This window comes from Yersinia rohdei ATCC 43380, from assembly GCF_000173775.1.
In the GTDB taxonomy this organism is placed as follows: domain Bacteria; phylum Pseudomonadota; class Gammaproteobacteria; order Enterobacterales; family Enterobacteriaceae; genus Yersinia; species Yersinia rohdei.
The window spans coordinates 91,068-104,519 of record NZ_ACCD01000003.1 but is presented as its reverse complement, the minus strand read 5'-3'; the positions used below and the strand labels follow the sequence as shown (position 1 = coordinate 104,519).

The window sequence follows — 13,452 nt, the reverse complement described above, 5'->3', positions numbered from 1 at the left end:
TGATATCCACTATTTTTTATTTCAACGAAAACATATGTAAATAAATTAGCAATTGTGAAGAAATTATGATGCTACATAATATGCAAATATTAAATCCCATTAAAATAAAACGATATAAGCTGAGTTTTTCTTATCGCTATTTTTAATTAAAAAGTAAAATCTTAAATTCTATTTTTATTAATTAAGTCACCATTACATAGGGTTACTTTAATGTGACATTTTAGGGAACCGCTGTTTTCTACTTATAAAAAAACCAGCCCGAGGGCTGGTTTTTATGTTTAATCATCAGAGATGACTAAGACTTATGCATCACCGAAACGACGACGAGTAGGTGCTGATGCTGGTGCTGCTGATGCAGCAGGTGCTGCGGCATCATCGCGACGTGGTGCAGCTGAGCGCTGACCATCACGGTTGCCACCACGACGTTCGCCACCACCGGCTGGAGCACGGTCGCTACCGAATGAACGGCGAGGAGGTGCACCGGCACCGTCACGACGTTCGCCACCGAATGAACGGCCACCACCACGACGCTCACCACCGTTACCGCCAGCTGGACGCTCACGGCGCTCATGCGGCTGTGCATCACCCAACAGCTGCATGTTCAGCGGCTTGTTCAGGATACGGGTGCGGGTGAAGTGAGATAACATTTCGCCCGGCATGCCTTTTGGCAATTCGATAGTTGAGTGGGACGCAAACAGCTTGATGTTACCGATATAACGGCTGCTGATATCACCTTCGTTAGCAATAGCGCCAACGATATGACGAACTTCAACACCATCATCACGGCCAACTTCAATGCGATACAGTTCCATCTCGCCAACATCACGACGTTCGCGACGTGCTGGACGTTCGCCACCATCACGGCTGTCAGCGCGGCTGTCAGGACGACTGTCGCGACGGCTGTCAGAACGGTCACGGTCACGGCCACGGTCGTTGCTACGATCATCACGAGAATTAAATTCACGCTGTGGGCGACGTGGTGCTTCTGGTGGCAGGATCAAAGGACGTTCGCCCTGTGCCATCTTCAGCAATGCAGCTGCCAGCGCTTCGATATCAAACTCTTCTTCTGGTTGCAGTTTAGTCAGCAATGCACGGTACAAGTCCAAATCACTGCTTTCCAGCTGTTGGCTAACTTTAGCCGCAAATTTAGCTAAACGGCGTTCGCTCAGCAGTTCTGCGTTTGGCAGCTCAACTTCTGGAATAGTCAACTTCATGGTGCGTTCAATGTTCTGCAACAGGCGACGTTCACGGTTCTCAACAAACAGTAACGCACGGCCAGCACGACCGGCACGACCAGTACGGCCGATACGGTGAACATAAGACTCTGAATCCATAGGGATATCATAGTTTACAACCAGGCTGATACGCTCAACGTCCAAACCACGTGCAGCAACATCAGTTGCAATCAGAATATCCAAACGGCCATCTTTCAGACGTTCCAGAGTCTGCTCACGCAGGGCCTGGTTCATGTCGCCGTTCAATGCAGCGCTGCTATAACCGCTACGCTCCAGAGTTTCTGCCACTTCCAGCGTTGCATTTTTGGTGCGCACGAAGATGATGGCAGCATCGAAATCTTCAGCTTCCAAGAAACGTACCAGTGCTTCGTTTTTGCGGTAACCGCCACCCACTTTCCAATAGACCTGGCTAATGTCAGGGCGAGTAGTCACGCTAGACTGAATACGAACTTCCTGTGGCTCTTTCATAAAGCGACGGGTTATACGACGAATCGCTTCTGGCATGGTTGCAGAGAACAGCGCGGTCTGATGTTCAGCCGGGATCTGCGCCAGAATGTTTTCGACATCTTCAATAAAGCCCATGCGCAGCATTTCATCTGCTTCATCCAACACTAAACCTTTCAGGTTGGACAGCTTAAGGGTACCGCGTTTCAGGTGGTCTAACAGACGACCTGGGGTACCAACAACAACTTGTGGCCCCTCACGCAAAGCGCGTAATTGAACGTCATAACGCTGGCCGCCGTACAAGGCCACCACGTTAACGCCTTTAATATCTTTAGAGAAGCTGGTTAATGCTTCAGCAACTTGGATCGCCAACTCACGGGTTGGAGCCAGTACCAGCACCTGTGGTGCTTTCAGTGCTGGGTCAATGTTGTGCAACAGCGGAAGCCCGAATGCAGCGGTTTTACCACTACCGGTTTGCGCCATACCAAGAACATCACGACCGTTCAACAGGTGTGGAATACATTCCAATTGAATTGGAGATGGTTTTTCATAGCCCAAAGCAGTAAGGGCGGAAAGAATTGGAGCGGACAGCCCCAGATCAGCAAAAGAGGTTTCAAGCTCAGTAGTCATGTACACGTGCCTCATTAATAATGGCAGCCAGTCTACATAACTCGTCGAGAAAATTTTCAGTCATTTTCATTGAAAAGTGTGAACCGGCTCAAATTAGATTATAAAACGAACAAAAAGGCCATCACCTGTTAGGGTGATTAACTTTGGTAAAAACCAAGGTATATCAGGCTGATAGTTGCTCGTCAGCTATTGCTGGTCCGATTCCGATAGGTCGTCTTGTTCTTGGCCCAAAAGCGCCAATTCCAACAATGCATAGCGGTGCTCAACAAAGTTATGAACGTTGTTAGCTACCGTCAGTTTGAACAGCGCCGAAGCGGTGTCCTTGTCCCCCAGACTTAGGTAATGTTTACCTAAATAGAAGTCAGTTTCACTGAGATGCTCAGCGAGCGAAGAGTTATCCGTTGCATCTGCCTTAAGCCTTTCCATCAGCGTTTTTTCGCTGATTGTGCCTAGGTAGAATTCGACAATATTCCATCCCCATTGCCCTCTGTCCGATTTTTCATAGCGTTGTTGTAACGCTACTGTCGCTGCCTTAGGATCGATTTCTCTTTCCACCAGATACAGCCACAACGAACGGAAGGGATCATTTGGGTCGTCTTGATAAAACGCCTGCAGATCATCCTGCGCCAACGGGAGTCGACCGCCATAATACAGAGCGATACCCCGGTTTAAACGCGCGTAATTGTAAGTTGGATCAAGCTCTAGTACAGAATCAAACGCTTCATAGGCAGCATCAAAATTGCCTGCCTGCGTTAAATAAATGCCCAGATAGTTGAAAACTTCTGGCATGTCAGGACGAATAGCTAACGCTTGCGAAAAATCATTTCGCGCTAGTGCCCGTAGCCCGAGGCTATCATACAGCACTCCGCGCTCATATAAAAGCTGTGCGCGCTCATCATCCGTAAGTGCCCGACTTGCAAGGATTTGTTCCATGCGCGCCAGAATCACTTCCTGCTGCAACGTAGGTTGCAACGGGATTGCCAATACCTCGTCTTTACGCCAATCATGGTTGCTGCATCCTGCCAGCATGAGTGCTGTCACAACGTAACACCAGCGCAAGAAAGGCTTCATTTCCTACTCCCGAAGACAAACATTGGATAAATATCCTTTCATCCATTTGTTTAACACGAGAGCATCCTACTCTCGAGATAACACGGCTCCTCACTAATGAGCCAGGAGCCGTGCAATACTAAATTACTCTGCTGCTGCTTCTGGTGCCGCGGTTTCTGCGTCAGGAGTCGTAGCTTCTTTGATGCTCAGGCGGATACGGCCCTGGCGATCAACTTCCATTACTTTCACTGGCACTTCTTGGCCCATTTGCAGGTAATCAGTCACTTTCTCTACACGCTTGTCAGCGATTTGAGAAATATGTACCAAACCTTCTTTACCGCCGCCGATGGCAACAAATGCACCGAAATCAACGATACGAGTCACTTTACCCGCATAGATACGGCCCACTTCGATTTCAGCAGTAATTTCTTCAATACGACGGATAGCATGTTTTGCTTTATCGCCGTCAGTTGCTGCAATCTTAATGGTGCCATCATCTTCGATTTCAATGGTGGTGCCAGTTTCATCAGTCAGCGCACGAATCACAGAACCACCTTTACCGATCACATCCTTGATTTTCTCAGGGTTGATCTTCATGGTGTAGATACGTGGAGCAAACTCAGAGATATCGCCACGTGGTGTGCTGATAGCCTGTTCCATAACACCCAGAATGTGCAGACGCGCACCCTTAGCCTGGTTCAGAGCCACCTGCATGATTTCGCGGGTGATACCTTCAATTTTAATGTCCATTTGCAGTGCAGTGATACCTTCACGGCTACCTGCTACTTTAAAGTCCATGTCGCCCAAGTGATCTTCATCACCCAGAATATCAGACAGGACGACAAAGTTTTCGTCTTCTTTAACCAGACCCATTGCGATACCTGCAACAGCGGCTTTAATTGGTACACCTGCATCCATCAGGGCCAGAGAAGCACCACAAACAGAAGCCATTGATGAAGAACCATTAGATTCAGTGATTTCAGAAACTACACGAACAGTGTAAGGGAAATCAGCTGCATTTGGCATTACTGCCAACACACCGCGTTTCGCCAGACGGCCATGACCAATCTCACGACGCTTCGGTGAACCCACCATACCTGTTTCACCAACACAATATGGAGGGAAATTATAGTGTAGCAGGAATGAGTCAGTACGCTCACCCATCAGCTCATCAATATTTTGCGCGTCACGTGCCGTACCCAGTGTTGCTGTAACCAATGCCTGAGTTTCACCACGGGTGAACAACGCAGAACCATGGGTACGTGGCAAGACACCAGTACGTACATCCAGGCCACGGATCATGTCTTTTTCGCGGCCATCAATACGCGGCTCACCACGTAATACACGGCTACGAACAACATCTTTCTCAACGCTGCCCAGGATGTCCTGAATTTCTGAAGCATCTAAAGTGTCGTCTTGCGCTAACAGCGCTTCAGTCACGTCAGCTTTGATAGCATCAACTTGAGTATAACGCTCTTGTTTCTCGGTGATGCGATACGCGTCACCCAGACGAGCAGTTGCCAGCTCAGCAACGCGTGCGCGCAGCGCTTCGTTTACTGGCTCAGCATGCCAATCCCACTTAGGTTTGCCAGCTTCAGCAACCAGAGCATTAATGTTTTCAATCACAATTTGCTGTTGTTCGTGGCCGAAGACAACCGCGCCTAACATTTGATCTTCAGACAAGATGTCTGCTTCTGATTCAACCATCAATACTGCACCCGCAGTACCGGCAACAACCAAGTCCAGGCGGCTTTCTTTCAGCTCGTCGGTAGTTGGGTTCAGCACGTATTGGTCATTGATGAAACCAACGCGAGCAGCACCAATTGGGCCGTTGAATGGGATACCTGACAGGCTCAGCGCAGCTGATGCGCCAATCAGTGCCACGATGTCTGGGTTAATTTGTGGATTAACAGAAACAACGGTAGCGATAACCTGAACTTCGTTCAGGAAACTGTCTGGGAACAGTGGACGAATTGGGCGGTCAATCAGACGTGAGGTCAGTGTTTCGCCTTCACTTGGGCGGCCTTCACGACGGAAGAAACTGCCTGGGATACGGCCAGCTGCGTAAGTACGCTCTTGGTAGTTAACAGTCAGAGGGAAGAAGCTCTGGCCTGGTTTAGCTTTCTTTTGGCCAACAACAGTAACGAATACTGCGGTGTCATCCATGCTTACCATTACAGCAGCAGTTGCCTGGCGAGCCATCATGCCGGTTTCAAGAGTGACAGTATGTTGGCCGTACTGGAATTTACGAATAATCGGAGTCAGCAAAATAGTATCCTTATACTATGCGGTGCCGGATCGTATTGACGACCTCATCCACCTGTTACTTATACCTTCACACTGCATCCTCGCGACTAATGACAATCCTTAACTCCCATTGAGTTAAAGTCTCTCATTAGCCGCGCGAACCTCTGCACCGGAAGACTCTATTTTAAACAAATACCAAACAACAATAATATACTAGCGTATTTTATCATTGCTTCTTAGAAAAAAGGGGCCAATTTGGCCCCTTTCTCCCGAAACTCGTAGACTTAGCGACGCAGACCAAGACGTTCGATCAGAGAAGCATAACGTGCTACATCTTCACGCTTCAGGTAGTCCAGCAGCTTACGACGCGTGGATACCATACGCAGCAGACCACGACGGCTGTGGTGATCTTTTTTGTGCTCGGAGAAGTGACCTTGCAAATGGTTAATTTGAGCAGTCAACAGAGCAACCTGAACTTCGCTTGAACCGGTGTCATTGGCACCGCGACCGAAGTCAGCAACGATTTTAGCTTTCGCTTCAACACTTAGAGACATGATACAACTCCAAATATATAGATAAATTAAGACAGGCGCCGATCTCTAATTCAGCAACCCAATATGTAAGCCGCACTATTCTACTCTTTGAACCTTGGGATCGCAAGGTAGGCCTTGTAACCTACCCCATGTTTCCTGCTACAACCTTCGCGACAGCGGTGTTTTCCACATCCACACTTTCAACGACCAAACGTTTAGGTGCGACCCGGCCATCTTCTGCAATTGTCCCAATACCAATGAAATTATGCTCTTCACCTTCAGTGATACGCACCATGCCTTCGCTTGGCGCACTGGCGACATGTACTGGTTGCCCTTGCTTCACATACGCAGCGACTGCCGGTAACAGATTAACTTCAGGGAAGTTCAAGACTGCACTGTCCATCGGTAATAACAGTAAATCCAGTTCAGGATTAGGTGAGCGATTTTCTGCCTGTGCCGTTTCGACCATGGCAGTCAGTTGCTCTAAAGTCACCATGCGATCACTTGGATAAGTAGCCACCTGTAACCGACGCAAATAACTCACATGTGCGCCGCAACCCAGTAACTCACCCAAATCATCAATAATAGTGCGAATATACGTTCCCTTAGAGCAATGGATTTCCAGCTCAAGAGAATCGCCTTCCCAGCGGATAAAAAGCAGTTCGTAAACGGTAATACTGCGCGCTTCGCGTTCTACTTCAATTCCCTGACGGGCATATTCATACAGCGGCTTACCCTGATGCTTCAGTGCAGAATACATGGACGGCACCTGTTGGCTCTCGCCACGGAAACTGTCCAAAGCTGCATCTAACTGAGCCTGAGTAAAGTTAATTTCCCGCTCACTGATTAACGCACCTTCGGCATCCGAAGTATCAGTTCGTTGCCCTAAACGAGCAACAACACGATAGCGTTTATCTGAATCTAGCAAAAATTGGGAAAACTTGGTCGCTTCACCCAGACAAATAGGCAACATACCGGTCGCCAGAGGATCGAGCGCACCAGTATGGCCTGCGCGGTTAGCGCTAAAGAGGCGTTTTACTTTTTGTAAAACGTCATTAGAGGAGAGGCCCAGCGGCTTATCCAATAACAGAATGCCGTTAATGTCACGGCCGCGACGACGTGGACGCCCCATTACTTCTCCTCGTCGTTACCTGGATTAACCTGACGTTCTACATCATTTTTGATGACGTTAGTCACCAGGTTAGACATCCGCATCCCTTCAATCAGGGAGTTATCATAAGCGAAGGTCAGTTCTGGCACGATACGCAAACGCATCGCTTTACCTAGCAGAGTTCGGATATAACCAGAGGCATCTTGTAGTGCTTTAATGCCATTTTTAACCGTATCCGGATCAGCGTTATCGGTTAACACATTCAGGAAGGTCACAAAGACTTTAGCGTAAGCTAAATCACGGGACAGCTCGATGCCGGACACAGTAGCCATGCCAACACGAGGGTCTTTGATTTCACGCTGTAGGATAAGGGCGATCTCTTTTTGCATTTCCTGTGAAACACGCTGAGAACGGCTGAATTCTTTTGCCATTTGGATTCTCCAGACAATTTGGGGGGCCAAGGCCCCCCAAATGGATATAAGCAAATCAGAAGTGGTTAAGCGATGGTACGTTTGATTTCGATAATTTCGAATACTTCGATCACATCACCAGCACGGACGTCATTGTAGTTCTTAACGCCGATACCACATTCCATACCATTACGAACTTCGTTAACGTCATCTTTGAAGCGGCGCAGAGATTCCAGCTCGCCTTCATAAATAACCACGTTGTCGCGCAGAACACGGATTGGGTTGTTACGCTTAATCACACCTTCAGTAACCATACAACCAGCAATGGCGCCAAATTTCGGTGATTTAAACACATCACGAACTTCAGCCAGACCAATGATTTGCTGTTTGTATTCAGGCGCCAACATACCACTCATCGCCTGTTTCACTTCGTCGATCAGGCTATAAATGACTGAGTAGTAACGCAAATCCAAGCCTTCGCTTTCAACTACACGACGCGCTGAAGCATCAGCACGGACGTTAAAGCCAAGGATGATTGCGCCAGATGCTGCTGCCAGTGTTGCATCAGTTTCGGTAATACCACCAACGCCTGAGCCAACAATACGCACTTTCACTTCATCGGTAGACAGTTTTTCCAGTGAATCACAGATAGCTTCACAAGAACCCTGTACGTCAGACTTGATTACGATGTTCAGTTCAGAAACTTCGCCTTCGGTCATGTTCGCAAACATGTTTTCCAGTTTAGATTTCTGCTGACGAGCAAGTTTAACTTCACGGAATTTGCCCTGACGATACAGTGCAACTTCACGTGCTTTCTTCTCATCACGAACCACGGTCACTTCGTCACCGGCAGCCGGAACACTGGACAAGCCCAGAATTTCAACTGGGATAGACGGGCCAGCAGACGTGATATCACGGCCCAGCTCGTCACGCATCGCACGCACACGGCCATACTCAAAGCCACACAGTACGATATCGCCTTTGTTCAGCGTACCTTGTTGAACCAGCACGGTAGCTACAGGGCCACGGCCTTTATCCAAGAAGGATTCGATAACCACACCGCTTGCCATACCAGTACGAACGGCTTTCAGTTCCATGACTTCAGCTTGCAGCAAAATTGCTTGCAGCAAATTATCAATACCGGTACCGACTTTCGCAGATACTTCGATGAATGGAACATCGCCGCCAAAGTCTTCAGATATAATACCGTGTTGAATCAATTCAGTTTTAACACGGCTTGGGTCAGCGGCTGGCTTATCGATTTTGTTCACTGCAACCACAACTGGCACGTTCGCCGCTTTGGCATGCTGAATAGCTTCGATAGTTTGCGGCATCACGCCATCGTCGGCTGCAACAACCAGCACCACGATATCAGTCGCCTGAGCACCACGAGCACGCATTGAAGTAAACGCGGCGTGTCCTGGGGTATCCAGGAAGGTGATCATGCCGTTTTCAGTTTCAACGTGATAAGCACCGATGTGCTGGGTAATGCCACCGGCTTCACCTGACGCCACTTTCGTGGAGCGGATGTAATCCAGCAGAGAGGTTTTACCGTGGTCAACGTGGCCCATGATGGTCACAACTGGAGCGCGGTGCTCAGCTGCGGCTTCAGCGCCAGTATCACGGTCGCTCATCAGTGCTTCTTCCAGCTCGTTTTCACGGCGAAGAATCACTTTGTGGCCCATCTCTTCAGCAACCAGCTGAGCTGTTTCCTGATCGATAACCTGGTTAATGGTTGCCATTGCACCCAGTTTCATCATGGCTTTGATGACCTGAGAGCCTTTAACAGCCATTTTGTTTGCCAGTTCAGCAACAGTTACCGTCTCGCCAATGATGACATCACGGTTAACTGCGACAACAGGCTTATTGAAGCTCTGCTGCAATGTGCTTGGTTTACGTTTGCCTTTACGGCCAACAGCACGTGCTTCTTCGCGATCAGCTTTAGACTCAGAGAGTTTATTGCCTTTCTTCTGTTTAGTGGCTTTACCACCACGAGTGCGGCTACGGCGATCACCTTCAACTTTGGCGTCGTTTTCATCTTCCGCGGCGCGTGCATGTTGTGAGGTGGTAACATGGTAGTCAGCAGATTCTGTCTGCTCAGCCACAGGTGCTGGCCATTTACCTTCATTTTCGGCTGCCATTTTACGGGCTTCCTCAGCAACGCGTTTCGCGTCTTCCTCGACCTTACGGCGTGTTTCTTCTTCTACTGAGCGTTTCAGCTCGGCAGCTTCAGCTTCACGGCGTGCTTTATCAGTCTGAGCTGGCTTGGTTTTTTCGTCGGTTTGTTGATTCGTCACTTTTTCTTTTTCCGCTGCTTGGCGTTTAGCTTTTTCAGCGGCCTCACGTTTGGCTTGTTCTTCGGCCGCACGTTTAGCTTTTTCTTCAGCGATTTTCTGCGCTGCTGCTTCCGCTTCACGTTGTGCCTGCTCTTCCGCTTCACGCTGTGCCTGCTCTTCCGCTTTAGCTTGTTCAGCTTCCGGCGTATTTACATAAGTGCGTTTCTTGCGGACCTCGATTTGCACCGATTTACTCTTTCCGCCGGTGCTCGGAATATTCAAGGTGCTACGCGTTTTGCGTTGCAGCGTGAGTTTGTTAGGCGCACTACCGTGTTCACGGTTCAAGTGTGCCAGCAATGTTTCTTTTTCTTGCTGGGTAACTGAGTCTACTTCAGACTTCTTGATCCCTGCATCAGCAAATTGCTGTACCAGGCGATCAACCGGAGTCTGAATCTCAGCTGCCAGCGATTTTACGGTTACATCTGTCATGCTGTTCCTTCCTGCTACAGTTTATTACGCGTTATCGCCAAACCAACAGATATTACGTGCGGCCATAATCAGCTCGCCAGCTTGCTCATCGCTAAGCCCTTCAATATCTGCCAGATCGTCGATACCCTGCTCGGCAAGATCTTCCAGCGTACACACACCGCGCGCAGCTAATTTGAATGCCATGCTACGTTCCAGACCCGCCAGATTCAGCAGATCATCGGCGGGTTTTTGGTCGCCAAGACTTTCTTCTTGTGCCAGGGCCAGCGTGGTCAATGCAGCTTTGGCGCGGTCACGCAGCGCTTCAACCGTATCTTCGTCAAGACCATCGATTTCCAGAAGTTCTTTTACTGGCACGTAAGCCAATTCTTCCAGAGAAGAGAAACCTTCCTCTACCAAAATGGTGGCAAAGTCCTCATCGATATCAAGATATTTGGTGAAGGTATCAATGGCGGCATGAGCCTCGGCCTGATGCTTCGCCTGAAGATCGTCCGCCGTCATTACGTTCAGTTCCCAGCCACTCAGCTGTGCAGCTAAACGTACGTTCTGGCCATTACGACCGATTGCCTGTGCCAGATTACTGGCTTCAACGGCAACATCCATTGTGTGTTTGTCTTCATCAACCACAATTGACGCAACATCAGCTGGCGCCATGGCATTAATAACAAACTGGGCTGGATTATCATCCCACAATACAATATCAATGCGCTCGCCGCCAAGTTCGCTGGAAACAGCTTGAACACGGGCACCACGCATACCAACACAAGCACCTACTGGATCGATACGTTTGTCGTTGGTTTTAACCGCAATTTTAGCACGCGAACCCGGATCACGGGCAGCAGCTTTAATTTCAATCAATTCTTCGCCAATTTCTGGCACTTCAATTCGGAACAGTTCAATCAGCATTTCAGGACGTGAACGGCTGACAAACAACTGAGCACCGCGAGCTTCTGGACGCACATCATACAGAACACCACGGATACGGTCGCCCGGACGGAAGTTTTCACGCGGTAGCATGTCTTCACGGCCAATAACGGCTTCAGCATTGTTACCCAAATCCAGTGCAATACTGTCGCGGTTAACTTTTTTAACTGTACCGGTAACAATCTCGCCTAAATACTGACGGAATTGCTCAACCACCATTGCACGTTCAGCTTCGCGTACTTTTTGTACGATAACTTGCTTGGCAGTTTGAGTAGTAATGCGGTCAAAAGTAACAGATTCAATCTGATCTTCAACATAATCGCCCAACTGGAGCGAAGGATCTTCAAACTGAGCTGCTTCTATCGTAATTTCGCGTGTTGGCATAGTGACTTCGTCAACAGCAACCCAACGACGGAAAGTATCAAAATCACCGGTTTTACGGTCGATGCTGACGCGAACTTCAATTTCTTGTTCGTATTTTTTCTTAGTCGCTGTCGCTAGAGCGGTTTCCAACGCCTCAAAAATCTTCTCGCGCGGAAGGGATTTCTCATTGGAAACTGCTTCTACAACAGCCAGAATCTCTTTGTTCATCCTAGTTGCCTCATCCAAACTTTAAAAGTGGGGTACCAGATTCGCTTTCTGGATGTTGCTCAGCGCGAACACTTCATCTTTTCCATCCACAGTCACCGTGATCATTTCACCATCAACGGCTTTGATAATGCCCTGCCATTTACGGCGATTCTGCATTGCCATACGCAAAACCAAAGTGACTTCTTCACCAAGGTAGCGAGTATAGTGTTCAGCAGTGAACATTGGGCGCTCAAGACCCGGAGAGGAAACTTCTAAGTTGTAAGCGACCGTAATGGGATCTTCTACGTCCAATACAGCGCTGACCTGGTGGCTGACATCAGCACAAGCATCAACAGTGATCCCGTCGTCACTATCAATATAGATTCGTAGCGTCGATTGGCGCCCCCGGATGAACTCGATGCCGACTAATTCGTAGCCTAAGGCCTCAACCGGTGCTGAAATTATCTCTGTTAACTTTTGTTCTAATGTGGACAAGCCCACCCCCAAGACATAAAAAAAGGGCCTAATAGCCCAGTGATTCTGCTGTCAAATAACAAAAAACCCCGAAATTCGGGGCTTTAAGCAACTGGACCCTGTTTGCCGCAAAGCGGCTCTTCGGTACAACTTTCTGACAAGTATTTTTTTCAAATTGAAATCGAAAGTATCTGAGGTCTACCGAATACAACATTTGAAAAAAAACACTTTAGGAAAGTGGTTGCGGGGGCCGGATTTGAACCGACGACCTTCGGGTTATGAGCCCGACGAGCTACCAGGCTGCTCCACCCCGCGTCCGAAAACGTGGCAAATATTACGTCGATAACGACAAAAAAGCAAGTTATCTGTCTGACTTGGTACCGAGGACGGGACTTGAACCCGTAAGCCCAATCGGGCACTACCACCTCAAGGTAGCGTGTCTACCAATTCCACCACCCCGGCACTGATTTAACTGATTGTTTTTACTATTTAAGTATTAACAATCATTGTAAAACTTTTTTCTCTTACTTACTTACAACTTCTTTCGAAACATTACTGCGGGATATCACTACTCGGCTTAGTCGGAGCTACAGGCGCTGCAGTCTGCTCAGTTTTTGCTGGCTGACCCAGATTTTCCCATTCACTACCTTTATTGCCCTGGTTGGTGCTCATGTTACCCAAAATCAAGCTAATGACGAAAAACAGCGTCGCCAATACAGCCGTCATGCGAGTCATGAAGTTACCGGAACCATTCGAACCGAACAGAGTTGCAGAAGCACCTGCTCCGAATGAGGCTCCCATATCCGCGCCTTTGCCTTGCTGTAACATGATCAGAGCGACTAGCCCAATCGAAATCAGCAAGAAAATAACCAGAAGAGCTTCGTACATAGTTGTACCTGTATCCTTGCGGGTTCACCGCATGCAAAAATGCTTCTCACCCATCAAGCGGGGAATTATTCACCCACTTAAGCGGGTGTGAATACTAACCAAAGCGTCTAGTACACGCAAGGGCAATTTCATCACTCGAGTTCATTTGCGGAAAAAATCGTCAAGTTATTCAAC

Annotated in this window: 11 protein-coding genes and 2 tRNA genes; all 13 read right to left on the bottom strand. The window is 48.4% G+C overall.

Going from position 1 to position 13,452, the window contains the following annotated elements; all coding sequences use genetic code 11:
* Positions 1-302: 302 nt before the first annotated feature.
* The gene (locus YROHD0001_RS13400) at positions 303-2,309 is read right to left on the bottom strand and encodes a DEAD/DEAH family ATP-dependent RNA helicase (RefSeq protein WP_032816252.1); all 2,007 of its coding nucleotides are present in this window, start codon (positions 2,307-2,309) and stop codon (positions 303-305) included.
* On the bottom strand, positions 2,299-2,373 hold the full coding sequence (gene yrbN / locus YROHD0001_RS20930) for a protein YrbN (RefSeq protein ID WP_223499600.1): 75 nt from the start codon (positions 2,371-2,373) through the stop codon (positions 2,299-2,301). The genes YROHD0001_RS13400 and yrbN overlap by 11 nt, the downstream gene beginning before the upstream one ends.
* A gap of 122 nt (positions 2,374-2,495) precedes the next feature.
* On the bottom strand, positions 2,496-3,380 hold the full coding sequence (nlpI, locus tag YROHD0001_RS13405; protein ID WP_032816250.1) for a lipoprotein NlpI: 885 nt from the start codon (positions 3,378-3,380) through the stop codon (positions 2,496-2,498).
* Positions 3,381-3,503: 123 nt separating this feature from the next.
* Positions 3,504-5,627, bottom strand: coding sequence for a polyribonucleotide nucleotidyltransferase (gene pnp / locus YROHD0001_RS13410; RefSeq protein ID WP_004713711.1), 2,124 nt, complete (start codon positions 5,625-5,627; stop codon positions 3,504-3,506).
* Positions 5,628-5,890: 263 nt separating this feature from the next.
* Entirely contained in the window at positions 5,891-6,160 is a 270-nt protein-coding gene (rpsO, locus tag YROHD0001_RS13415; protein WP_004707062.1) for a 30S ribosomal protein S15, read from the bottom strand.
* 121 nt (positions 6,161-6,281) lie between these two features.
* Positions 6,282-7,271, bottom strand: a complete 990-nt coding sequence (truB, locus tag YROHD0001_RS13420) for a tRNA pseudouridine(55) synthase TruB (RefSeq protein ID WP_004713710.1) — start codon at positions 7,269-7,271, stop codon at positions 6,282-6,284.
* Positions 7,271-7,681, bottom strand: a complete 411-nt coding sequence (gene rbfA / locus YROHD0001_RS0117420; RefSeq protein ID WP_032816249.1) for a 30S ribosome-binding factor RbfA — start codon at positions 7,679-7,681, stop codon at positions 7,271-7,273. Before rbfA ends, truB begins: the two co-directional genes overlap by 1 nt.
* Positions 7,682-7,746: 65 nt before the next feature.
* Positions 7,747-10,425, bottom strand: a complete 2,679-nt coding sequence (gene infB, locus YROHD0001_RS13425) for a translation initiation factor IF-2 (RefSeq protein WP_004713709.1) — start codon at positions 10,423-10,425, stop codon at positions 7,747-7,749.
* A 24-nt stretch (positions 10,426-10,449) separates the two neighbouring features.
* Positions 10,450-11,937, bottom strand: coding sequence for a transcription termination factor NusA (gene nusA, locus YROHD0001_RS13430; RefSeq protein ID WP_004713708.1), 1,488 nt, complete (start codon positions 11,935-11,937; stop codon positions 10,450-10,452).
* Between the two features lie 21 nt (positions 11,938-11,958).
* Positions 11,959-12,411, bottom strand: a complete 453-nt coding sequence (gene rimP, locus YROHD0001_RS13435) for a ribosome maturation factor RimP (RefSeq protein WP_005156279.1) — start codon at positions 12,409-12,411, stop codon at positions 11,959-11,961.
* Positions 12,412-12,628: 217 nt separating this feature from the next.
* Positions 12,629-12,705: transfer RNA gene (locus YROHD0001_RS13440), tRNA-Met, on the bottom strand.
* Positions 12,706-12,765: 60 nt separating this feature from the next.
* A tRNA-Leu gene (locus YROHD0001_RS13445) sits at positions 12,766-12,852 on the bottom strand.
* 90 nt (positions 12,853-12,942) lie between these two features.
* Positions 12,943-13,278 (bottom strand): preprotein translocase subunit SecG, encoded by a 336-nt coding sequence (gene secG / locus YROHD0001_RS13450; protein ID WP_032816246.1) that lies wholly within the window; start codon positions 13,276-13,278, stop codon positions 12,943-12,945.
* Between the last annotated feature and the right edge of the window lie 174 nt (positions 13,279-13,452).

Coding starts and splice junctions, on each gene's coding strand:
- rpsO (WP_004707062.1), bottom strand. CDS start 6,160: ATGTCTCTAAGTGTTGAAGCGAAAGCTAAAATCGTTGCTGACTTCGGT.
- rbfA (WP_032816249.1), bottom strand. CDS start 7,681: ATGGCAAAAGAATTCAGCCGTTCTCAGCGTGTTTCACAGGAAATGCAA.
- truB (WP_004713710.1), bottom strand. CDS start 7,271: ATGGGGCGTCCACGTCGTCGCGGCCGTGACATTAACGGCATTCTGTTA.
- nlpI (WP_032816250.1), bottom strand. CDS start 3,380: ATGAAGCCTTTCTTGCGCTGGTGTTACGTTGTGACAGCACTCATGCTG.
- YROHD0001_RS13400 (WP_032816252.1), bottom strand. CDS start 2,309: ATGACTACTGAGCTTGAAACCTCTTTTGCTGATCTGGGGCTGTCCGCT.
- nusA (WP_004713708.1), bottom strand. CDS start 11,937: ATGAACAAAGAGATTCTGGCTGTTGTAGAAGCAGTTTCCAATGAGAAA.
- infB (WP_004713709.1), bottom strand. CDS start 10,425: ATGACAGATGTAACCGTAAAATCGCTGGCAGCTGAGATTCAGACTCCG.
- secG (WP_032816246.1), bottom strand. CDS start 13,278: ATGTACGAAGCTCTTCTGGTTATTTTCTTGCTGATTTCGATTGGGCTA.